17 protein-coding genes and 1 tRNA gene are annotated in these 21,896 nt (G+C 51.3%); 9 read left to right on the top strand and 9 right to left on the bottom strand.

Going from position 1 to position 21,896, the window contains the following annotated elements; all coding sequences use genetic code 11:
- Positions 1-213: 213 nt before the first annotated feature.
- Together ACH0WD_RS13770 and ACH0WD_RS13765 are read left to right on the top strand one after the other, a co-directional pair.
- The gene (locus ACH0WD_RS13770) at positions 214-1,155 is read left to right on the top strand and encodes a formate/nitrite transporter family protein (RefSeq protein WP_000377772.1); all 942 of its coding nucleotides are present in this window, start codon (positions 214-216) and stop codon (positions 1,153-1,155) included.
- 75 nt (positions 1,156-1,230) lie between these two features.
- Positions 1,231-1,305, top strand: a tRNA-Arg gene (locus tag ACH0WD_RS13765).
- Positions 1,306-1,461: 156 nt separating this feature from the next.
- On the opposite strand, the gene pgtE is transcribed toward ACH0WD_RS13765, so the two are convergent.
- The 4 genes from pgtE to pgtC all read right to left on the bottom strand — a co-directional run bounded on the left by pgtE (position 1,462) and on the right by pgtC (position 7,101).
- Positions 1,462-2,400, bottom strand: coding sequence for an omptin family outer membrane protease PgtE (gene pgtE / locus ACH0WD_RS13760; RefSeq protein WP_000716011.1), 939 nt, complete (start codon positions 2,398-2,400; stop codon positions 1,462-1,464).
- 267 nt (positions 2,401-2,667) lie between these two features.
- Positions 2,668-3,915 (bottom strand): two-component system response regulator PgtA, encoded by a 1,248-nt coding sequence (gene pgtA, locus ACH0WD_RS13755; protein ID WP_000930843.1) that lies wholly within the window; start codon positions 3,913-3,915, stop codon positions 2,668-2,670.
- The gene (gene pgtB / locus ACH0WD_RS13750; RefSeq protein ID WP_000678496.1) at positions 3,905-5,911 is read right to left on the bottom strand and encodes a two-component system sensor histidine kinase PgtB; all 2,007 of its coding nucleotides are present in this window, start codon (positions 5,909-5,911) and stop codon (positions 3,905-3,907) included. The genes pgtA and pgtB overlap by 11 nt, the downstream gene beginning before the upstream one ends.
- Positions 5,908-7,101: a phosphoglycerate transport regulator PgtC gene (gene pgtC / locus ACH0WD_RS13745; RefSeq protein ID WP_000467983.1), complete on the bottom strand. Its 1,194-nt coding sequence runs from the start codon at positions 7,099-7,101 to the stop codon at positions 5,908-5,910. Before pgtC ends, pgtB begins: the two co-directional genes overlap by 4 nt.
- 435 nt (positions 7,102-7,536) lie before the next feature.
- Between pgtC and pgtP the strand changes: the two genes are divergently transcribed.
- Positions 7,537-8,928, top strand: coding sequence for a phosphoglycerate transporter PgtP (pgtP, locus tag ACH0WD_RS13740; protein WP_000955739.1), 1,392 nt, complete (start codon positions 7,537-7,539; stop codon positions 8,926-8,928).
- Positions 8,929-9,166: 238 nt separating this feature from the next.
- On the opposite strand, the gene ACH0WD_RS13735 is transcribed toward pgtP, so the two are convergent.
- Positions 9,167-9,409, bottom strand: coding sequence for a YfdY family protein (locus ACH0WD_RS13735; RefSeq protein WP_000639886.1), 243 nt, complete (start codon positions 9,407-9,409; stop codon positions 9,167-9,169).
- 521 nt (positions 9,410-9,930) lie between these two features.
- Here ACH0WD_RS13735 and lpxP point away from each other — a divergent pair.
- Positions 9,931-10,851 (top strand): kdo(2)-lipid IV(A) palmitoleoyltransferase, encoded by a 921-nt coding sequence (gene lpxP / locus ACH0WD_RS13730; RefSeq protein WP_000484431.1) that lies wholly within the window; start codon positions 9,931-9,933, stop codon positions 10,849-10,851.
- A 402-nt stretch (positions 10,852-11,253) separates the two neighbouring features.
- Positions 11,254-11,325 carry a membrane protein YpdK gene (gene ypdK / locus ACH0WD_RS13725; RefSeq protein WP_010723117.1) on the top strand — a complete coding sequence of 24 codons (72 nt, stop codon included), beginning with the start codon at positions 11,254-11,256 and terminating at the stop codon, positions 11,323-11,325.
- 49 nt (positions 11,326-11,374) lie between these two features.
- Here ypdK and alaC read toward each other — a convergent pair whose 3' ends face one another.
- Both alaC and glk read right to left on the bottom strand, forming a co-directional pair.
- On the bottom strand, positions 11,375-12,613 hold the full coding sequence (alaC, locus tag ACH0WD_RS13720) for an alanine transaminase (protein WP_000763118.1): 1,239 nt from the start codon (positions 12,611-12,613) through the stop codon (positions 11,375-11,377).
- 722 nt (positions 12,614-13,335) lie between these two features.
- Positions 13,336-14,301 (bottom strand): glucokinase, encoded by a 966-nt coding sequence (gene glk, locus ACH0WD_RS13715; protein WP_000170380.1) that lies wholly within the window; start codon positions 14,299-14,301, stop codon positions 13,336-13,338.
- A 203-nt stretch (positions 14,302-14,504) separates the two neighbouring features.
- On the opposite strand from glk, the gene ACH0WD_RS13710 reads away from it, so the two are divergent.
- Complete coding sequence (locus tag ACH0WD_RS13710) at positions 14,505-15,740, top strand: ion channel protein (protein ID WP_000468920.1); 1,236 nt, start codon at positions 14,505-14,507, stop codon at positions 15,738-15,740.
- Between the two features lie 19 nt (positions 15,741-15,759).
- On the opposite strand, the gene ACH0WD_RS13705 is transcribed toward ACH0WD_RS13710, so the two are convergent.
- Positions 15,760-17,412 (bottom strand): alpha-keto acid decarboxylase family protein, encoded by a 1,653-nt coding sequence (locus ACH0WD_RS13705; protein ID WP_001180858.1) that lies wholly within the window; start codon positions 17,410-17,412, stop codon positions 15,760-15,762.
- A 179-nt stretch (positions 17,413-17,591) separates the two neighbouring features.
- On the opposite strand from ACH0WD_RS13705, the gene mgrA reads away from it, so the two are divergent.
- Together mgrA and ypeC are read left to right on the top strand one after the other, a co-directional pair.
- Positions 17,592-18,590, top strand: coding sequence for an L-glyceraldehyde 3-phosphate reductase (gene mgrA, locus ACH0WD_RS13700; protein WP_000640279.1), 999 nt, complete (start codon positions 17,592-17,594; stop codon positions 18,588-18,590).
- Between the two features lie 113 nt (positions 18,591-18,703).
- Entirely contained in the window at positions 18,704-19,030 is a 327-nt protein-coding gene (gene ypeC, locus ACH0WD_RS13695) for a DUF2502 domain-containing protein YpeC (protein ID WP_000490091.1), read from the top strand.
- A 60-nt stretch (positions 19,031-19,090) separates the two neighbouring features.
- On the opposite strand, the gene ACH0WD_RS13690 is transcribed toward ypeC, so the two are convergent.
- Positions 19,091-20,332 (bottom strand): Nramp family divalent metal transporter, encoded by a 1,242-nt coding sequence (locus ACH0WD_RS13690; RefSeq protein ID WP_000131734.1) that lies wholly within the window; start codon positions 20,330-20,332, stop codon positions 19,091-19,093.
- A gap of 342 nt (positions 20,333-20,674) precedes the next feature.
- Between ACH0WD_RS13690 and nupC the strand changes: the two genes are divergently transcribed.
- Complete coding sequence (gene nupC / locus ACH0WD_RS13685) at positions 20,675-21,877, top strand: nucleoside permease NupC (RefSeq protein ID WP_000376347.1); 1,203 nt, start codon at positions 20,675-20,677, stop codon at positions 21,875-21,877.
- Positions 21,878-21,896: the final 19 nt, after the last annotated feature.

Below are 21,896 nucleotides of genomic sequence, written 5' to 3'. Positions count from 1 at the left end.
TGTGAGCGATTTTAACAGCACGTCAAACGATGTCTATATGCGCGATCTCATTGCTTTGAGCATAGCCTGGTAACGCAACAACGTGACGGCCCTATTCTAACGAAACAGATAAAAACGAGCGTGATCATTTTTATTTTTTCGGAGAATGCCCCGGCCTGGGTAAATGAAAAACCGCTACGCTTTATTAATATGTGTTAATCAGCAGAGATCATCATGGATAGCCTTAACGACGATAAAATTAACCGGCACAGCAGTGACCTGGAAGTTGAAAGCGAAGAAAAACAAAGCGGTAAAGAGATTGAAGTGGATGAAGATCGTCTTCCTTCCCGCGCCATGGCGATTCATGAACATATTCGCCAGGATGGTGAAAAAGAGATGGAACGCGATGCGATGGCTTTGCTCTGGTCAGCCATTGCCGCAGGACTTTCTATGGGGGCATCACTCCTGGCGAAAGGGATTTTCCACGTGCAGCTTGAAGGCGTTCCCGGCGGCTTTTTACTGGAAAATCTCGGCTATACCTTTGGTTTTATCATTGTCATCATGGCCCGCCAGCAATTATTTACTGAAAATACCGTTACTGCCGTATTGCCGGTAATGCAAAATCCCACTCTGAGTAACGTTGGCCTGCTGATGCGCTTATGGGGCGTAGTCTTATTGGGCAACCTTATTGGCACCGGGGTTGCGGCGTGGGCATTTGAATATATGCCTATATTTGATGAAGAGACCCGCGACGCCTTTGTCAAAATTGGTATGGAGGTCATGAAAAATAGCCCAACGGAGATGTTTGCCAACGCGATTATCTCTGGCTGGATCATCGCCACAATGGTATGGATGTTTCCTGCTGCAGGCGGGGCAAAAATTGTGGTCATTATTTTGATGACCTGGCTTATCGCGCTGGGCGATACCACCCATATTGTCGTCGGTTCCGTTGAAATTTTGTATTTGGTTTTCAACGGCACGCTGCCCTGGAGCGACTTTCTCTGGCCCTTCGCCCTTCCCACACTTGCCGGGAATATCTGCGGCGGCACTTTTATTTTCGCATTAATGAGCCACGCGCAGATCCGCAACGATATGAGCAATAAACGTAAGGAAGAAGCGAGGCTACGCGGCGAGCGCCTGGAACGGGAGCGAAAAAAAGCGGAAAAACAGCGCTGAGTGGCGACGGTTTAACCAGTCAGGCGGCGCTACACTTACTCCGGCGAATAAAAAACGCTATACTGGCGCCGCGTTGTCCCCTTAGTTAAATGGATATAACGAGCCCCTCCTAAGGGCTAGTTGCAGGTTCGATTCCTGCAGGGGACACCATTGATACCCAGGACATTCTCTTCTTGCTGCATAACCTTTCGAGCGGTTCCCCTTTCATGTTGCTTTTATTGCCCCTATGCAACATCACCGGATATGCCACACGTTCAGCAAAAAGTCGTCATCGGCCGGTTATGACCGATGACATCCTGATGTGGTCTAGAAGCGGTACTGCAACCCCGCGGTAACCGTATAGTTATTATTAGCTATACCTGCGGCATCGCCACCAAAATACGCCGTATCACCGCTGGTTTTATCTATGATTTGCGTACCGCCCTTACCTTCTTCATATTTACTGTAAGCAAACTCAGCAAAGATTTTTGCATTACTGGTAATATAATATCCGGCGTCAATAGAAGCGCCATAATATCGTGAATTTTCCGTTTTTTCACGGAAGGTAAGTTTGCGCATGTAGTGTTCGTCATTATCATGCGCATTTACCCAGTCGCTGTATTTAAACAGTACATTACACTCAAAGTCATTAATACGATAATCACCCGCCAGCCCGATATAGGGCATTTCGAAACGCTGGCTATAACCTATGCCGCGCACGCCATGAGGAAAATTACCAATATATCGACCATTATCATAAATATAAGACCCGCCTCTTGCCGTCCAGCTAAAACGGGTTTCCTGATAGCCCGCTGTTACGCCCGCCTTGTAGTTATCGCCCTGCAATAACCAACCTTTCACGTTCAAATCGTATTCATTAGCATAGTTGGCGCTGGTGTCCGGATGAATTGAACGATCGGTCCAGCCAGGCTGCTCACTGCTCATCCAGTCATGGTCAACCATATGACCCGATCCCGACGCCAAAGACGTCCAGCCGCGGGCGTCCAGCGTCATGAACGAATAGGGTTCCCATGATAAATCCCCCTGCAACGTGGCGACATTTTTTATTTTCCAGTCCAGTTGACTCAGCTTCCGCCCGGTGTCGGTATCATAAACCAGCTCCCTGGATTTACCATTTAACACACCCACGGAAAGGGATGTCGTGACGCTATCAGGAGAGACGTCCGGAATAAATAAGGTAGACTCCGCATAAACCGACTCAGAAAATACGGCGATCATCATTACTGCAATAGCATGTTTTTTCATTTCTCTTGTCCTCATATTCAGATGTAATCTGGAGAGGTGATGAAGTTTTCATCTTGTCAAATCGACGGACAAGAGTACATTTATTACGCCAGAGAACTTGACGCATTTTTACCTTATATTGAAGTTAAGAAATAGAATTTGATGCTCAGGTGAATAATAAGCAATCTATAATCATGATGGAATGATTTACCATTACGGTGATGCGACGTTATCTGGCTAACGACATCGCTGCTGATGTTGTCAGCCAGATTGAAAGTAACTGTAATATCAGAATTTATAATGCTCTTTACTTAAACCATATTTTTTCATGCGCAGATAAAGTTTTTTACGGGGAATTTGCAGGTACTCCGCCACTTCATTAATTCGTCCCTGATGAATATTTAATGCTTCGGTAATAATTTGTCGCTCATACTCTTCAACGCGCCGGTCAAGCGGGGTCGGCTCCTGCAGAAGCAACTGCGGGTTGACCGTTTCCGCCAGCGGCAGCACGCCAACAGCAAAAAGCTCTGCCGCATTAGCCAATTCGCGCACATTGCTTGGCCAGGCGCGTCGCATTATTCCTTTCAGTAATTCCCCCGCTATTTCCGGCACTGGATGATTGAGCCGCAGGCAGGCTTTTCGAAGATAATGGCGAAATAACGGTTCGATATCATCCGGTCGCTGAGAAAGAGACTGGCAGGCGATTTGGGTCATGGCGAAACAGTAGTAAAGCTCGGCCGCAATCTGGTTAGCTGCCGCCTGCTCCACCAGCGAAGCGCTGCCAACGCCCACCAAACGAAAAGGCCGATGCTCCAGGCTTTGTAAACGCGCCAGATGGTGCTGCTGTTCGCGTGTCAGATATTCGGGATGACTCAACACCAGCGTACCTCCTTGCGCCTGGTCGATGAATGTCTCCAACTGCCCGGCATTCTCCGGCGTCAGTTCATAGCGTACAAACGGCCCTTTCGCGTTACGCCCCAGTTGATGGAGATAACGGGCGCCAGTCATACGTCCAGTGCCATGCTCACCGTAAAACCATACGGCAATGTCCGTTTCCGCCAGTTGTTGTAACCGTTGTCGAAACTGATTCATCCACTCGCTGCGCCCAATCAGTTCAACCTGTAACGTCTGCTGGCAATATTGCCGCCGTGCAATGACCGACCGGCGCTGGCGTAGCGCGTCTTCAATTAATATCAACAGTTTGCCCGGATCGACGGGTTTTTGCAGAAAATCCCAGGCGCCCTTCTTCACCGCATCAACCGCCATCGGTACATCGCCATGTCCGGTAATCAATAAGATTGGCAGTTGATCGTCATCCTGATGAAACAGCGTCATAAGATCGATACCGGAACACCCCGGCATACACACATCGCTCAAAACGATCCCCTCCCAATCCGCTTTTACCCACTCTTTGGCCTCGAAAGGATGGGTAAAGCCACGCACGCGGTAGCCTGCCTGCTCAAGCATTTGGGTATAGGCGTCAAGTACATCAACGTCATCATCAATCAGCAAAATAGAACATTCATCATTCAACATCATCGACATCCGTTACCGAGAATTGCAGCACCACGCAAGCGTTACGCGTCAGCGTCGACGCCAGACGCAGGTCGCCCTTCATTTGCGCCATCAGCGACACGCTAATCGACAGCCCAATACCCAACCCGACAGCTTTACTAGTGGTAAACGGCTTGAGTAAAGAGGGCAACAGCGCCACAGGCCAGCCAGGGCCATTATCTGCAATATAAACCTCCAGCGCCTCTCCCTGCGTCTGCCACGTCACCGCGATCACCGCATCATGCGAACAGGCGTCAAGCGCATTCGCCAGCACATTCACCAGAACCTGCTGAATACGCACTTCATCGCCGCTAACCCATACGGTGTCGGTTGGCAGTGAAAGCGCTCCCTGCCGGGATTGGTGGCGCATGGCTAATAACTCCCATGCCGCCACGAAGGTTTGGCGCAGATCAACGGGATACAATGGCGTTTCCAGCTCCGCCCGGCGGGTAAACTGCCGCAGCGAACGGATGATGGCGTCAATCCGGTTAATGAGCCCTTCCGCTTTGGTGAGCGTATTTCTCGCCTGTCCGCTCTGACCTTGTTCAATCGCGCGTCCCGCCGTAAATAAATACATTGAAAGCGCATTCAGCGGCTGGTTAATTTCATGCGCCAGCGTGGTCATGGTCTGGCCGACTACCGCCAGTTTCGCCGTCTGAATCAACTCATCCTGCATGGCGCGCAGGTCGGCCTCTATCTCTTTGCGCTCGGCGACCTCTTGTTCAAGCTGTCTGCGTTGCATATTGAGCTGGCCCAGCGTATGACGTAGCAAACGGGCTATCCGTCCTAGCTCATCGCGCCCGTAAACCGGGATAGTCGAGTCGGTTCTCCCCAGCCCTATCTGTACCACAGCCTGATTAAGCGCGGTAAAACGCTTTACCAGCCGGGAACGGATAAAATAGTGGTTGAGTCCCCAGGCCAGCAGCAACGCCAGGAGCGTCGCCACTAAAATAAGCCCGCCGCTAACGCGAACAATCTGTTCCAGGCGTTGATTGAACGTCTGCATTTGCTGGTGACTACTACCTAACTGCGCCTCAAGCAGCGTGCGAAAGCGCCCTAGCGTAGCCTCTCTGGCGCGGCTGGCGTCCAGTAAGGCTTTTTGCGCCGCAACATAATCGCGCATGGTATCGGGCATCTTATTTTTTACCATCCCGATTTCCAATAGTTCGTCGATGGTTTGCCGCAGCGTGATCGTACTGGGCCAGTCATCGAGCGCACGAATATTCTCATCCGCCGTTTTTTTTAGGTTTTCCAGATAGCGAATATGGGTCTCCACCAGCATCCCGTCATTATTGCCAGACTTGAGCTCATTCAATCTGTCGCGCAGGTCGTCAACAATCTGATTTTCAATTCGCGCCAGGGTATATACCTGCTGCTGCTCGTTCTGCACCTCGCGCGAACGTTGCAAGTACTGCGCCGCGTCGCCCTGATTCGCCTCAATTTGATCGAGTAGCGTCCCCTGCTGCCAGGTAAAATCCTGTACCAGCGAATTTAGCTCCGTGGTGAAATCATCATGGAGCCAGTCAATGCGAGCGGAAAGCTCGCTGACTTTCTCCCGCACCAAAAACATGTTGTAGAGGGCGTTGTCCAGTTCCGCCAGCAAGGTCCGGCTATCCTGTAAAATGACGGCCAGTTGCCGGCGTTCAGCAAGCTGAAGCCCCTGACTGAGACGCTCAATCTTATCCAGATGCTGAATAATCTGCGTACGTAACTGCAAACGTACCGTCGTGTTCGGCGCCAGCAAAAATTCATTGAGCTGATCCACGGCCAGATTCAGGTTCCCCTCAATTAAAAAAGCGGAGTGGATGCGAGGAAAATATTCATCAAGCGAATAGCGAACCTGCGAACTTTGCTCATGCCAGGAATAAAGGCTGACCATACTGACAATCAGCGTCAGTAATGCGCCCGTTAAAAATGCACCCCGTAAACTGTTGCTGATACTGAGCTGACGAAGCCGTTGCAATAATCTCCCCTTCATTTCAGCTCTTCCAGTTTGTGAATCGCCAGCCGCTGATTGTTCAGAAACCAGATCTGCCACTCCATCATTTTTTGTTCGGCAAAGCTTTTATTATCAAACTGCGCCAGCCAGGTTTCATCCTCACTGCTTGCCGCATCCACCGGGACGCTGGTCAATAAAGCTCTGATTTCAGGTAAGGGGCGTTTAAGCCGCGTTTCTGCGCTGTGCAACGCTCGCCATGCATCTTTAAGCTGCGCAAGTCGAAAACTGATCGCGGTATCAAACATGCGTTGTACCAGTTGCTGACGCTTCAGGATCAGACGATAGTTCAACGGCGGCTGGGCCATCAAACGCTGTTGTTGCGCGGCGCGAGGATTATCGGCGCTAAGCGGTGCGACGGGATACTTACCGGTATTCGCGTCAGCCAGTATCCTTTGCCCTTTCGGACTTAATAAGTAATGAATAAAAGCACGCGCTTCGTCTGCATGACGGCTGTTTTTCAACACCGCGACGTAAGTGGGCGACACCGCAGAATACGGGAAATAGGTAAAAGCAAGATTAGGATCGTTAAGTAGCAAATTAGCATAGTTATCAATGACCGGCCCGGCAACGCCAAGCCCGCTTTTAATTTTATCCGCTACGCCGAAACTGCGAGAGGAAATCGTGACCAGATTACCCGAGATTGCCAGCAGCGTCGCCCACCCTGCCGTCCAGCCTTTTTGCTGCAACAGCGACTCCACCATCAAATGATTCGTGTCTGAGCGTGACGGACTGCTCATTAATAGAGCGCCCTGGTAACTGGGCAGGCCCATATCCTGCCAGTCGGCAGGCGGCGGAAGATGGCGCGCAGCGAGCGCTGAACGATTGATCAATAGCCCAAATCCGGATACCGCTACCGCCACTGAAGTTGAGCGGATAGAACGCGGCACCAGCTTCTGGCTGGCGGCAGGCGCGCTATCCAATAGCGCCAGCTTTTGGTGCTCCTGAAGGTGTTGCAACAGCATGGGGGATGACGTCAGGATCAGATCGACATTTTCCGCATTCGCCGTATCAAGTAATTGCTCTAAAGAACCGCTGGTACGGTTGAGCGTACGAATCATGACGGAACCCGGCTCCGTCTGCCAGCGCTGGATAATCCAGGCGGTCGCGCTGGGTGAAAAGGTCGTTGCCATCACCAGCTCGCGGCTGTACGCCTGGCAAGAACCGAACATCGCCGCCAGCCATAGCGTAAAAGCGCCCACTCTGGCGAAACAACCACAGTATGAGAAAAGTCGATTTGTGATCCCGTTCATAAATATCGATATCACATAAAGAAAATATTGAGACAAAACTTACCCTTTTATTTCTGTTGGCATCCAGAACAGCGTTATTTGAATAATAACGGGTCCGTCGCCCGAAAACATCAATAAAGCGTATCAGATCACTGGCAGCAAATTTGTTAATATCCGCACATGCTAACGATAAAACGGCCATGCCAATAATTAAAGTTTCACCACACCCTTCAGGATGGGTCAAAAATAACCTTTAAATTCACCCAATTGAGTCAATTTTGACACATTTCTTCGACTTGATTTTTATTGTCACTCCTTTCACTCTACCGACAAAACCTCCTGATGTTCATCTCACTATAAAATACAGGTGACTCCATGTTAACAATATTAAAAACAGGGCAATCGGCGCATAAAGTCCCACCGGAAAAAGTCCAGGCCACATATGGTCGATATCGTATACAGGCATTGTTAAGCGTATTTCTGGGATATCTCGCTTACTATATAGTCAGAAACAATTTCACATTATCGACGCCTTATTTAAAAGAGCAATTGGATCTCAGCGCTACGCAAATCGGCCTGCTGAGTAGCTGTATGCTTATTGCTTACGGAATCAGTAAAGGCGTAATGAGCAGTCTGGCGGATAAAGCCAGCCCAAAAGTCTTCATGGCGTGCGGTCTGGTACTCTGCGCGATTGTTAACGTTGGGCTGGGATTCAGTAGCGCATTCTGGATATTTGCCGCTCTGGTGGTCTTCAATGGCCTTTTTCAGGGCATGGGCGTCGGCCCCTCGTTTATTACTATTGCAAACTGGTTCCCTCGTCGGGAACGCGGACGCGTAGGCGCCTTCTGGAATATCTCGCATAACGTTGGCGGCGGGATCGTCGCGCCTATCGTCGGTGCGGCTTTTGCGATATTGGGCAACGAACACTGGCAAAGCGCCAGTTATATCGTTCCGGCCTGCGTCGCCGTCATTTTTGCCTTAATTGTTCTGGTCTTGGGAAAAGGTTCGCCACGCGAAGAAGGTCTTCCCTCACTGGAACAGATGATGCCGGAAGAAAAAGTCGTACTGAAAACGAAGAATACGGCAAAAGCGCCGGAAAATATGAGCGCATGGCAAATCTTCTGTACTTATGTGCTGCGCAATAAAAATGCCTGGTATATTTCGCTGGTGGATGTCTTCGTCTATATGGTGCGGTTTGGCATGATTAGCTGGTTGCCTATCTATCTGTTGACAGTAAAACACTTTTCAAAAGAACAGATGAGCGTCGCGTTTCTCTTTTTCGAGTGGGCGGCGATTCCCTCCACGCTACTGGCAGGCTGGCTGTCAGATAAACTGTTTAAGGGCCGCAGAATGCCGTTAGCCATGATTTGCATGGCGCTGATTTTTGTCTGTCTGATCGGATACTGGAAAAGTGAATCTTTGCTAATGGTAACGATTTTCGCCGCCATTGTAGGTTGTCTGATTTACGTTCCGCAATTCCTCGCGTCCGTACAGACAATGGAGATAGTCCCCAGCTTTGCCGTAGGTTCCGCCGTCGGATTACGTGGGTTCATGAGCTATATTTTCGGCGCCTCGTTGGGCACCAGCCTGTTTGGCGTCATGGTGGATAAACTGGGCTGGTACGGCGGATTTTATCTTCTGATGGGCGGCATCGTGTGCTGCATTCTATTCTGTTACCTCTCCCATCGCGGCGCGCTGGAACTGGAACGCCAGCGCCAGAATGCGTTACATAATCAGGACTCGCTGCAGCTTGCGGACGCGCAATAAACGATTAGCCTTCCCGGGGAACAGAAGCGCCGACATTGTCGGCGCTATCTATTCGCTGACATCGTGTATACCCAAAATAATTCGAGTTGCTTAAAAGCGGCAAGGGAGTGAGTCCCCAGGAGCATAGATAACGATGTGACTGGGGTGAGCGACGTCCCGTCAGGGCGAGGCCCATGAATGGGCCGGGTAATCCGTAGCCAACACATAAGCCACTTGAAGTATGAAGGGTATCTACTGACTAACGCTTACCGTATCCCACCATAAAGCGAATAATTAACCCACATGCCGGTGCAAGAAAAAGCAATAATCCGCTAACGATGTCATCGCCATCCTGCAGCCATACATTGAGTAAATAAATCAGCGCGGCAAGGATAACCATTCCCGTAAAAGAAGAAACCGCAGAAAAAGCCCCCATCACCTGACCGATATAGCAACTCACGGCAAGTATACTTATTGCAAGAAATGTCCATAAATAGATCATCTATAATACCTCCTGTCTATGGCAAGGCTTCCATATAGCCTTACGGTCCCTCTCACTTCTCCTTTAAGATAAACCTTATCAGCACGTCATTTCCATAACATTTATCTCACATTTTATTTTTCTAATCATTTTTCAATGATCTTCGTCTGAAATAAAATTATCACTGTAAAAACAATGCATTAAAAATAATGATTAGCTTATTTTTGCTACGGGAGAAATATTTACGCTTCTTGATAAAGAATTTCTGGGCGCGAGTAAATAACTGGTGGTACATTAGCCTGCCTGGCGTTCATGCCCTCGTGGTTTAGTACTGACTTAGTTTTACACTCCTTACGGGAACCATTGTCGTACATGATGGCCTAACTATACGTAAATCATTCAAGTTACCCTGATGGGCTTACTCAAGTAAGTGCTTCGGATAAGCGAACGCAACTTGAAGGATGATGCGTATTTCAGAGTGTACCGCTGCGGATAATGACTCTTCTGCGATACATTATTTTCGTATCTACAGAAGGTATTTTATGTTTCCTCAAAGCAAATTTTCACGCGCGTTTTTGCACCCGCGCTACTGGCTGACGTGGTTTGGCGTTGGCGTCCTCTGGTTACTGGTGCAGCTTCCCTACCCGGTTTTGCGTTTTCTGGGCACCCGCACCGGTAAGCTGGCGCGCCCCTTCCTGAAGCGACGTGAGTCGATCGCCCAGAAAAATATTGAACTCTGTTTTCCGACCCTCTCCCGGGAAGAAAGGGAAAAACTGATCGCCGAGAATTTCCACTCTCTTGGCATGGCGCTGCTTGAAACGGGCATGGCCTGGTTCTGGCCTGATAGCCGGGTTCGCAAATGGTTTGATGTGGACGGGCTGGACAACCTTACCCGTGCGCAGGCGCAAAATCGCGGCGTAATGGTCGTTGGCGTGCATTTTATGTCGCTGGAATTGGGAGGGCGGGTAATGGGTCTCTGCCAGCCGATGATGGCGACCTATCGTCCGCACAACAATCCGCTCATGGAGTGGGTGCAGACGCGCGGTCGTATGCGCTCAAATAAAGCGATGATCGGCAGAAACAATCTGCGCGGCATTGTGGGCGCGCTAAAAAAAGGGGAAGCCGTTTGGTTTGCTCCCGACCAGGACTACGGCCCTAAAGGCAGCTCCTTTGCGCCATTCTTCGCGGTTGAAAACGTCGCCACCACCAACGGCACCTATGTACTGTCCAGGCTGTCTGGCGCCGCCATGTTGACCGTTACAATGGTCAGGAAATCCGATAACTCGGGTTATCGTCTGTATATTACCCCTGAAATGGAAGGTTACCCGGCAGATGAAAATCAAGCCGCTGCCTATATGAATAAAATTATTGAGAAAGAGATCATGCGCGCCCCGGAGCAATATCTCTGGATCCATCGCCGTTTCAAGACTCGCCCGTTGGGGGAAGCGTCACTCTACATCTGAAAAAGGCCGCAAGGCCTTTTATTTTGGCATTTCGCATTGTCATAATATTCATATCGTAAATTACTCATTCCTGCTTTTAGCGATAAGTCTCCTGTTTACAGGCGATTTTTTACTGTGTCGGCGGCGTCGCTCAATAGCGATTCATCACTGTCAGAAATTAAACTGTCGCCGATTCCCGACACTCGTAAGTTACTAAAAGTAAATAAGAAAATGCCTCTTGTTTCACCTCATTTTTAGGCGTACATTAGCGCCGTCTGGAGCGATGACGCGCAGAATTCTGAGGTGATGCAGGCGGTCGAAACACGAATAATTCTCAATTTCGTATTGTCCGGCATCAACTCTCTATAATCAGGTAAGTGTAAGTTCATTTAGGCGTACGACAGGTACGCGGAGAGATGAAACGTGAAATATTTCTTTATGGGCATTTCATTTATGGTCATCGTTTGGGCCGGTACTTTCGCCCTGATGATTTAAAAGTACAATGCAAAGAAAAACAGGAGCCATGGGGCTCCTGTTTGCTTTTCTACTCCGTGCTCGCTTCAACGGGTTTTGGATGTGACGGCAGCACGCCATCGGCGCGGAACATCGCTTTAATCCCTCTGACGGCCTGGCGAATGCGGTCGCGATTCTCTATTAATGCAAAGCGTACATGGGTGTCGCCATAATCACCAAAGCCTATCCCTGGAGAAACGCAAACCTTCGCCTCATTCAGCAGCTTCTTGGCAAACTCAAGCGATCCCATCGCCGCATATTGCTCCGGGATTTTCGCCCAGACGTACATTGAGGCTTTCGGCATTTCAACCATCCAGCCCGCCTCATGCAGCCCCTTCACCAGCACATCGCGACGACGTTTATACTGCTCGGCGATATCGCGCACGCACTGCTGATCGCCTTCCAGAGCGGCGATAGCCGCCACCTGAAGCGGGGTAAAGGTGCCATAATCGTGATAACTTTTAATGCGCGCCAGCGCGCTGACCAGGGTTTTATTACCCACCATAAACCCAATACGCCAGCCCGCCATATTATAGCTTTTCGACAGCGTGAAAAATTCGACCGCCACGTCGCGTGCGCCAGGCACCTGCATAATGGATGGCGCTTTCCAGCCGTCGTACACGATATCGGCATACGCCAGATCGTGCACCACCAGCACATCATAACGTTTAGCCAGAGCGACCACTTTTTCAAAAAATTCCAGTTCGACGCACTGGGCCGTAGGGTTAGATGGAAAACCCAAAATCATCATTTTCGGTTTCGGATAACTTTCGCGAATAGCGCGCTCCAGCTCGTTGAAGAAATCCACTCCCTCTACCAATGGAACCGAACGCACCTGCGCCCCGGCGATAACGGCGCCATAGATATGAATCGGGTAACTGGGGTTCGGCACCAGTACCGTATCACCATGATCCAGCGTCGCCAGCATTAAATGCGCCAGTCCCTCTTTGGAACCGATGGTCACAATCGCTTCGGTTTCCGGATCGATATCGACATCATAACGTTCCTGATACCAGTGAGAAATCGCGCGACGTAAACGCGGTATGCCGCGAGACGTGGAATAACCGTGCGTATCCGGACGCTGCGCGACGGTGCAAAGTTTTTCGACAATGTGGGGAGGGGTTGCGCCATCAGGATTACCCATACTGAAATCAATAATATCTTCGCCGCGCCGACGCGCAGCCATTTTGAGTTCAGCGGTGATGTTAAAAACATAGGGCGGAAGGCGATCGATACGCGTAAAGCGACGTTCAGGGCGGAAGTCAGCCATAATATCCTCAGATTAACGTTAGCGCCCGGACCGTCCGAGCGACGCTGCCACGATGGTGGCTCCTTTAGAAAATAGCCTGAAAATTTTCTTCCTGTCGAGAGGCTAATGAAAATATTTTTTAGCGACGAAAAAAGAGGAACAAGCGTAAAAATTTACCTTTTAAGCATGTCAGTTATAGCATCAAACAAATCATATTATTAACAACTTGATATCATTGAATTTACCTAATGTGATACAGCCGACGATAATTTCCTGTCAATAAACCTTATCTCAAATAATCCCCTTTTGATTTTGTGGTTTTTCCTCTTTAATCAAAACCCTTACTAACGCTAATGGTATTCAATCATGTCATATTGCGGTGTTTTTCAGGGACATTTCCCCTAAAATGAGGATCCTTTCCAGCAAGATGCCGCGATAAAACCGTAAATAAGGCAGCGAACCGGATACGTATAGTAAAATAAATCCCTGTTTTCGCCTGACTAACCGCCATGACGTGATGACTCAACGCGCTGGTGTTTGATCTTTCGCTCAGCAAGAGTAAAGTGAAATAATTCAGACAGTTGAAGTATTCATGCACAGGAAAGGCAATGAAAAAAACCGCGTGAGGCACGCGGTTTGAGACTGGCAAGAGAATGTTTCATTGCCTGATGACGCTGCGCTTATCAGGCCTACAGATGACACACTTTTGTAGGCCGGATAAGGCGTTTATGCCGCCATCTGACTTATAGAATATGGCCTAATGTCTGGCGCAGATGCGCGCCGGAGCCTAACAAGCCAGGATTATCATGGACAATCAGATAGACCGGAATTCCGTGTACATAATCTTTAAAGCGGCCTTTATCTTCAAAGCCACCACGGAAGCCGGACGCTTTAAAAAATTCCAGGAAGCGCGGGACAATACCGCCAGCGATATAAACGCCGCCAAATGTCCCCATGGTTAACGCCAGATCGCCGCCAAATCGCCCCATGATGACGCAAAAGAGCGACAACGCGCGGCGACAATCGATACAGCTATCCGCCAGGGCGCGTTCGGTAATATCTTTCGGGCGCAGATTTTCCGGCAGACGGTTGTCGGACTTAACAATCGCCCGGTAAAGATTCACCAGCCCCGGGCCAGACAGCACGCGCTCGGCGGAAACGTGGCCAATTTCGGCGCGCAATATTTCCAGAATCATAGCTTCTTCTTCGCTATTAGGCGCAAAATCGACATGCCCGCCTTCGCCCGGAAGGCTAATCCAACGCTTATCCACATGCACCAGATGCGCCACGCCCAAGCCGGTTCCCGCGCCATACACCGCAATAGGTTTGCCGTCTACCGGTTCGCCGCCGCCGAACTGAATTAAATGCTCTTTTTTCAGCATCGGGATCGCCATCGACACGGCGGTGAAATCGTTGATGATTTCCAGATGGCTAAAGCCGAGATTTTTTTTCATTTCCGCAATAGAAAAAGCCCAGGTATGGTTAGTCATCGCTACCCAGTCACCGGTAATCGGACAGGCTATGGCGATACAACCATCTTCCACGCTGACGCTATGCTCATCGAGATAAACGCGCACCACGGCCTCAAGACTGGGATAATCCAGGCCGGAATACGTTTTGGCCTGCGAGATTTCTCCACTGGCGATATCACACAGGGCAAGACGCGCATTCGTGCCGCCTACATCTCCTACTAAAGCATACTTTGTCATTCTTCTACTGCTCCGCTAAAGTCAAAATAAGTCTTTGTCACACTGTAAATTCATGGGGGCATAACAACAACGGCCATCAGGCTGACTGCCTATAAATATAGATCTTCATCACAGAATTACTTTCTTGTTTCAGCACCAATTGCAGCAATGCCGTCGGGCAGGCTGTGCAAAATAGGTATACGACCCCGTGTAAGGAAGAGATTATGTTCCACCCGCGTGCCCGAACGATGCTGCTGCTGTCGCTCCCCGCGCTGATTATTGGCGTAGCGTCAAGCCTGGTTTTAATCGCTGCGATGAAAGTCGCGTCGGTTTTTCAGCAATTTCTTTGGCAACGACTGCCCACCAGCATCGGCATCGCTTATGATTCGCCGTTCTGGATAGTGGGCATGCTCACGCTAACCGGGATCGTGGTGGGTTTGATTATCCGTTACAGTCCCGGACACGCTGGCCCCGATCCGGCCATCGAACCGTTAATCAGTATGCCGGTCTCGCCATCTGCGCTGCCCGGGCTGCTTCTCGCCTTAATCATCGGCCTTGCTGGTGGGGTAAGTTTGGGGCCAGAGCATCCGATAATGACAATAAATATCGCGCTGGCGGCGGCTTTCGGCTCCCGCCTGTTTCCGCGTATCACGGCGTTAGACTGGACGATTCTGGCCTCAGCGGGCACCATCGGCGCGCTGTTCGGCACGCCCGTCGCCGCAGCGCTGATTTTTTCGCAAACCCTTAGCGGCTCTAACGATATTCCCATGTGGGATCGCCTGTTTGCGCCGTTAATGGCGGCAGCGGCGGGGTCACTCACCACCAGCCTGTTCTTTCATCCGCATTTTTCGTTACCCATCGCCCATTACACGCAGATGCGGCTGGTGGACATTGCCAGCGGAGCGATCGTCGCGGCGATCGCCATTGCCGCAGGGATGGTCGCCGTCTGGTGCCTTCCGCGTCTGCATGAGTTGCTGCACCGACTGAAAAATCCGGTCCTGATTCTCGGCATTGGCGGTTTTATACTGGGTATTCTGGGCGTCATTGGCGGGCCGCTTACCCTGTTTAAAGGCCTGGACGAAATGCAACAAATGGCGTTTAGCCAGACGTTGGGCGCGGGAGATTATTTTACCTTAGCCGTCGTCAAACTCGCCGCGCTGGTCATCGCGGCGGCGAGCGGCTTTCGCGGCGGGCGCATTTTTCCGGCTGTGTTTATCGGCGCGGCGCTGGGGCTCATGCTCCATGCCCATGTTGAGGCCGTACCCGCGGCGATTACCGTCTCCTGCGCGATTCTTGGCTTAGTGCTGGTAGTGACGCGCGACGGCTGGCTCAGTCTGTTTATGGCGGCAGTCGTCGTACCGGATACCAATCTGCTGCCGCTGCTCTGCATTGTGATGCTCCCCGCCTGGCTATTGCTGGCGGGAAAACCGTTGCTGGCCGCCAACCGTCACGAACCCTAATCCGGCGCAGCGGGGGCCATTATCCCCCGTTGCGGGCTTCCAGCGCCCGGGTCACGGTACGCAGTAATTCCGGCAGATCGGCTTTTGGCAACATCACTTCAATAAATGACAGACGTTGTGGGCGCGCCAACCGTTCGAGGACCTCTGCCAGTTGGATAGCCTGCGTCACCCGCCAGCACTCCGCCTGTTGCGCCGCGTTTAGCGCCGGTGGTATCTGCGTCCAGTTCCAGCTCGCGATGTCGTTATACCGCTGGGCCGCGCCGTGAATGGCGCGCTCTACGGTATAGCCGTCATTGTTGAGCAGCAGGATAACCGGCGCCTGCCCGTCGCGTAACATCGAGCCCATCTCCTGAATCGTGAGCTGCGCCGCGCCATCGCCAATAATCAGAATTACCCGCCGATCGGGGCAGGCGGTTTGCGCGCCAAACGCGGCGGGCAAGGAATAGCCGATAGACCCCCACAGCGGCTGAACCACAACTTCCGCGCCGTCAGGAAGCGACAGCGCGGCAGCGCCAAAGGCGGCGGTCCCCTGGTCGACAAGGACAATATCGCCGGGTTTGAGATACTGCTGTAAGGTTTGCCAGAAGCTTTCCTGGGTCAGTTCTCCTTTATCAATCCGCACTGGCTGTCCGGCGGAACGCGTCGGCGGCGGCGCAAAAGCGCATTCCAGGCACAGTTCGCGCAGCGTAGACACCGCCTGCGCCATCGGGAGGTTGAACCAGGTTTCGCCGATGCGCGACGCGTAAGGCTGAATCTCCAGCGTGCGTTCCGCCGGCAATTGTTGGGTAAATCCGGCCGTAAGGGTATCGACAAAACGGGTGCCGACGCAGATAACCCTATCGGCGTCCTCTATGGCCTGACGCACTTCTTTGCTGCTGGCGCCAGCGCTATAGGTGCCAACGAAGTTCGGGTGCTGTTCATCAAAAAGCCCCTTCCCCATCAGTAGTGTCGCATGAGCGATGGGCGTTTCCGCCATCCAGCGCTGCAACAGTGGTCGTAAACCAAAACGCCCGGCAAGAAAGTCGGCCAATAGCGCAATGCGCCGACTGTTCATCAGGCACTGACGGGCGTGGTAACGAAAAGCCGTCTCCACGCCGCTTTGCGCTTCATGCACGGGCAACGCCAGCGCCTGCGTAGGCGGGATGGCCGTTTTTTTCGCCACGTCGGCGGGCAACATGATGTATCCTGGCCTGCGTGCGGCAAGCATTTCACCCAATACGCGGTCAATCTCGAAGCAGGCGTTCTGTTCATCCAATATTGCGCTGGCAGCGGATATCGCCTGACTCATGCGATAAAAATGACGAAAATCGCCGTCGCCGAGGGTATGGTGCATCAATTCGCCACGCTGCTGCGCAGCGCTACAAGGCGCGCCGACGATATGCAAGACCGGGACATATTCCGCGTAACTGCCCGCGATACCGTTAATAGCGCTAAGTTCTCCCACGCCAAAGGTGGTGAGTAGCGCTCCAGCGCCCGACATGCGCGCATAGCCGTCCGCGGCATAAGCGGCGTTCAGCTCATTGGCGCATCCCACCCAACGCAAGGTCGGGTGGTCAATCACATGGTCAAGAAACTGCAAGTTATAATCGCCCGGTACGCCAAAAAGATGGCCAATGCCGCATCCTGCCAGTCTGTCCAGCAAATAGTCGGCCACGGTATAGGGGTTTTGCATGACAGCTTTCCTTTTGACGTTGACATTATGTTGAGTATTAAGGAATGCCGATGGCTGTCCAGCACGACGGGGATGAAAGCCTGGAAAACAATGTTTACAGCGGCAAACAGTAAAATCCGGATACCGCCTGGCGAGTGTAACCGTATACACTATTTATTCACGCCACAGGGGGAAAGGTCATGATTTATCAGCCCGATGAAAATCGTTATCACACAATGGAGTATCGTCGCTGCGGGCGCAGCGGCGTCAAACTTCCCGCTATTTCGCTGGGGTTATGGCACAACTTCGGCGATGCGACACGGATAGAAAATAGCCGGGCGCTGCTGCAACGCGCGTTCGATCTGGGCATTACCCACTTTGATCTCGCCAATAATTATGGGCCGCCGCCGGGCTCCGCAGAATGCAATTTTGGCCGCATTCTGCAGGAAGATTTTTTACCGTGGCGCGATGAGTTAGTCATCTCCACCAAAGCGGGCTACACCATGTGGGATGGCCCTTATGGCGACTGGGGTTCACGGAAATACCTTATCGCCAGCCTCGATCAAAGCCTGAAACGTATGGGGCTGGAGTATGTCGATATCTTTTATCACCATCGTCCCGATCCCGAAACGCCGCTTAAAGAGACGATGAAAGCGTTAGATCACCTTGTGCGCCAGGGCAAAGCGTTGTACGTGGGGATCTCTAACTATCCTGCCGATCTGGCCAGACAAGCTATCGATATTCTGGAGGATCTCGGCACGCCTTGCCTGATTCATCAGCCTAAATATTCGCTTTTTGAGCGTTGGGTAGAGGACGGGCTGCTGGCGCTATTGCAGGAAAAAGGCGTCGGTAGTATTGCCTTCTCGCCGCTGGCGGGCGGGCAGCTCACTGACCGTTATCTGAATGGCATTCCGGAAGATTCCCGTGCGGCGAGCGGAAGCCGTTTCCTTAAACCAGAACAGATTACCGCCGACAAACTGGAAAAAGTTCGCCAGTTGAATGAACTGGCTGCGCGACGGGGCCAAAAATTGTCTCAGATGGCGCTCGCCTGGGTGCTGCGTAACGATAACGTTACCTCGGTACTGATTGGCGCCAGCAAACCGTCGCAAATCGAAGATGCCGTAGGAATGCTGGCCAATCGCCGTTTTTCAGCGGCGGAATGTGCAGAAATTGACGCTATTCTGGAGGGGCGGTTTTAGCAAAAAATGCTCTCCTTCATGATTTAAGAGTTAAGGCGATGAAACAAATCTTTACTGCTTTGTAATATTGCATTAACAGGCCGGCGACGGCTCGATCGTGAAGGAGAGAAAGTATGTTCAGGTCACTGATTCTGGCGGCAGCCTTGCTGGCTTTTACACCGCTTGCCGCGAATGCGGGCGAAATCACCCTGTTGCCCTCAATAAAATTACAGATTGGCGATCGCGATGATTACGGTAACTACTGGGACGGTGGTCGCTGGCGCGACCGTGATTACTGGCACAACCATTATGAATGGCGTAAAAATCGCTGGTGGCGCCATGACAACGGCTATCATCGCGGCTGGGATAAGCGTAAAGCGTATGAACGCGGTTATCGGGAAGGCTGGCGCGATCGCGACGATCATCGCGGGCGAGGCCGGGGTCACAAACATCATCACTAAGCCTCCTGCTGAATAACAGCCCGATGACGCCCACGCATCGGGCCTGCTATCTTTCTGTCTTTATGACAATCCCATCACCGTTCCAACCAGCAACCAGATATTCAGGGCGACGACCAGCACGACAATTATCCAGCCAATCTGTTTTACCCGCCGCGTGTTCACCAGCTCGCCCATTAGCGTAGCGTTACTGGTGAAAATCAGGAGCGGCACCAGCGCCAGCGCAATACCAAAACTCAGCAGCACCTGACTCATCACCAGAATTCGGGTAGGGTCCAGCCCCATCAAAATCACAATAAATGAGGGCAGCATGGTAATGGTGCGCCGTACCCACAGCGGAATGTGAAAACGGACAAACCCTTGCATCACCACCTGCCCCGCCAGAGTCCCTACCACAGTGGAGGAAAGCCCTGCCGCTACCAGACTAAGACCAAACACCGTTGCCGCCGCATGGCTTAGTAACGGTTCCAGCGTCAGGTATGCCTGATCGAGGTCGGCGATGCCGGTGTGGCCGCTAAAATGAAACGCCGCCGCGGCGGTCGCCATCATTGCCAGATTGACAAAACCGGCAATCGTCATAGCAATAGCGACATCCCATTTCGTTGCTGAGTACCGTTGTTGCCGCGTTCCGCCGTGCAGATGCTGTGTTAATGACGAGTGCAGATAAATCACGTGCGGCATAATCGTCGCGCCAAGCACGCCGGCGGCTAAGAATACGGCTTCCGGGTTCGGTAGCGCCGGGATAACCATTCCTTTGCCGAGCTGCGCCATATCAGGCTGAGAGAAAAACAGCTCCACAATGTAAGCAGCGGCGACAAAAAGCAGTAAACCGCCGATGACTTTTTCAAGCGGTTTTTGACCGCGGCGTTGTAACATTAAAATCAGAAACGTCGCGATACCGGTCAATACCGCGCCCTGTAATAAAGAGACGCCCAGGATCAGCTTAAAACCTATTGCCGCGCCGATAAATTCAGCTAAATCGGTGGCCATCGCGATGATTTCCGCCTGTACCCAGTAAAACCAGACTACCGGGCGCGGATAATGGTCGCGAATTTGCTCCGCCAGGTTCTTGCCCGTGGCGATTCCGAGTTTTGCCGAGAGGATTTGAATCAGCATCGCCATCAGGTTCGCCCAGACCACCACCCAGAGTAGCTGGTAGCCAAAGCTGGCGCCGGCCTGAATATTGGTCGCGAAGTTACCGGGATCGATATAACCAATCGCGGCAATGAACGCAGGTCCCATTAATGCGAGCCTTAGCTTGCGCGCCGCCCGTCCGCTGCTATTCTCTACGCGATTGTCAGTCATCTTTTGCCTCAAAAACATAGCCTTTGCTATGTTTCATGCTATGTTTATTGATAATGATTATCAAGTGCATTTCAATGGGTACGGGTGATTACTTTGATAGTGTGAAACGATAGACCGATACGATGACGACCTGTATCAGAACAGTTTGGCTTAACATTACAAGATTAGCACACTGATATAACTTTTCATTTTCATATTCAGTACAGTAAAAGTGTATTACAGATCACTAATTTTGAATCTCGTCACAGGTCCTTATTATAGTGTGTGTTGGATCTCGTTTTCTTTACGGCTGTTGCATAGAATGTGCACGAAAATTAAACCTGCCTCATATTTGGAGCAAATATGGACCGCGTCCTTCATTTTGTCCTGGCGCTTGCCGTTGTTGCGGTACTCGCACTGCTGGTTAGCAGTGACCGTAAAAAAATTCGCATTCGTTATGTCATTCAGTTACTTGTTATCGAAGTGCTACTGGCCTGGTTCTTCCTGAACTCTGATGTTGGCCTTGGCTTCGTAAAAGGTTTCTCCGAGATGTTTGAAAAACTGCTCGGATTTGCCAACGAAGGGACAAACTTCGTCTTCGGCAGTATGAACGATCAAGGTTTGGCGTTCTTCTTCCTGAAAGTATTGTGCCCGATCGTCTTTATTTCCGCGTTGATCGGTATTCTCCAGCATATCCGTGTTCTGCCAGTGGTCATCCGCGCTATTGGTTTCCTGCTGTCCAAAGTAAACGGTATGGGCAAACTGGAATCTTTTAACGCCGTCAGCTCGCTGATCCTCGGTCAGTCTGAGAACTTTATCGCTTATAAAGATATCCTCGGCAAAATGTCCCGTAACCGCATGTACACCATGGCTGCAACGGCGATGTCGACCGTTTCCATGTCTATTGTGGGCGCGTATATGACCATGCTGGACCCTAAATATGTGGTCGCAGCGCTGGTTCTGAATATGTTCAGCACCTTTATCGTTCTGTCGCTGATCAACCCCTATGTCGTTGATGCCAGCGAAGAAAATATTCAGATGTCGAACCTGCATGAAGGCCAAAGTTTCTTCGAAATGCTGGGCGAGTACATTCTGGCAGGTTTTAAAGTGGCGATTATCGTCGCGGCGATGCTGATCGGCTTCATCGCGCTGATCGCGGCGCTGAACGCGCTGTTCGCAACGGTTACCGGTTGGTTCGGCTACAGCATCTCCTTCCAGGGCATTCTGGGTTACATCTTCTACCCGGTCGCATGGGTAATGGGTGTACCGTCCAGTGAAGCGCTGCAGGTAGGAAGTATCATGGCGACCAAACTGGTTTCCAACGAATTCGTGGCGATGATGGATCTGCAGAAAATCGCCTCTACCCTCTCTCCACGCGCTGAAGGCATTATCTCCGTCTTCCTGGTGTCCTTCGCGAACTTCTCTTCCATCGGTATTATTGCGGGCGCGATTAAAGGCCTGAACGAAGAGCAAGGCAACGTGGTTTCCCGTTTTGGTCTGAAACTGGTTTACGGTTCTACGCTGGTGAGCGTACTGTCCGCCTCTATCGCGGCGCTGGTACTGTAAGTCTGCGTTTAATGTAGAA

It is taken from the genome of Salmonella sp. 2020_1395, assembly GCF_043848115.1.
Lineage (GTDB): Bacteria > Pseudomonadota > Gammaproteobacteria > Enterobacterales > Enterobacteriaceae > Salmonella > Salmonella enterica.
The sequence above is the reverse complement of the archived record's forward strand: the minus strand, read 5'-3'. Positions and strand labels throughout refer to the sequence as shown.

Coding starts and splice junctions, on each gene's coding strand:
- glk (WP_000170380.1), bottom strand. CDS start 14,301: ATGACAAAGTATGCTTTAGTAGGAGATGTAGGCGGCACGAATGCGCGT.
- pgtB (WP_000678496.1), bottom strand. CDS start 5,911: ATGAAGGGGAGATTATTGCAACGGCTTCGTCAGCTCAGTATCAGCAAC.
- lpxP (WP_000484431.1), top strand. CDS start 9,931: ATGTTTCCTCAAAGCAAATTTTCACGCGCGTTTTTGCACCCGCGCTAC.
- pgtC (WP_000467983.1), bottom strand. CDS start 7,101: ATGTTCGGTTCTTGCCAGGCGTACAGCCGCGAGCTGGTGATGGCAACG.
- alaC (WP_000763118.1), bottom strand. CDS start 12,613: ATGGCTGACTTCCGCCCTGAACGTCGCTTTACGCGTATCGATCGCCTT.
- ACH0WD_RS13705 (WP_001180858.1), bottom strand. CDS start 17,412: ATGCAAAACCCCTATACCGTGGCCGACTATTTGCTGGACAGACTGGCA.
- ACH0WD_RS13770 (WP_000377772.1), top strand. CDS start 214: ATGGATAGCCTTAACGACGATAAAATTAACCGGCACAGCAGTGACCTG.
- ACH0WD_RS13710 (WP_000468920.1), top strand. CDS start 14,505: ATGTTCCACCCGCGTGCCCGAACGATGCTGCTGCTGTCGCTCCCCGCG.
- pgtA (WP_000930843.1), bottom strand. CDS start 3,915: ATGTTGAATGATGAATGTTCTATTTTGCTGATTGATGATGACGTTGAT.
- pgtP (WP_000955739.1), top strand. CDS start 7,537: ATGTTAACAATATTAAAAACAGGGCAATCGGCGCATAAAGTCCCACCG.
- ACH0WD_RS13735 (WP_000639886.1), bottom strand. CDS start 9,409: ATGATCTATTTATGGACATTTCTTGCAATAAGTATACTTGCCGTGAGT.
- ypeC (WP_000490091.1), top strand. CDS start 18,704: ATGTTCAGGTCACTGATTCTGGCGGCAGCCTTGCTGGCTTTTACACCG.
- nupC (WP_000376347.1), top strand. CDS start 20,675: ATGGACCGCGTCCTTCATTTTGTCCTGGCGCTTGCCGTTGTTGCGGTA.
- ACH0WD_RS13690 (WP_000131734.1), bottom strand. CDS start 20,332: ATGACTGACAATCGCGTAGAGAATAGCAGCGGACGGGCGGCGCGCAAG.
- mgrA (WP_000640279.1), top strand. CDS start 17,592: ATGATTTATCAGCCCGATGAAAATCGTTATCACACAATGGAGTATCGT.
- pgtE (WP_000716011.1), bottom strand. CDS start 2,400: ATGAAAAAACATGCTATTGCAGTAATGATGATCGCCGTATTTTCTGAG.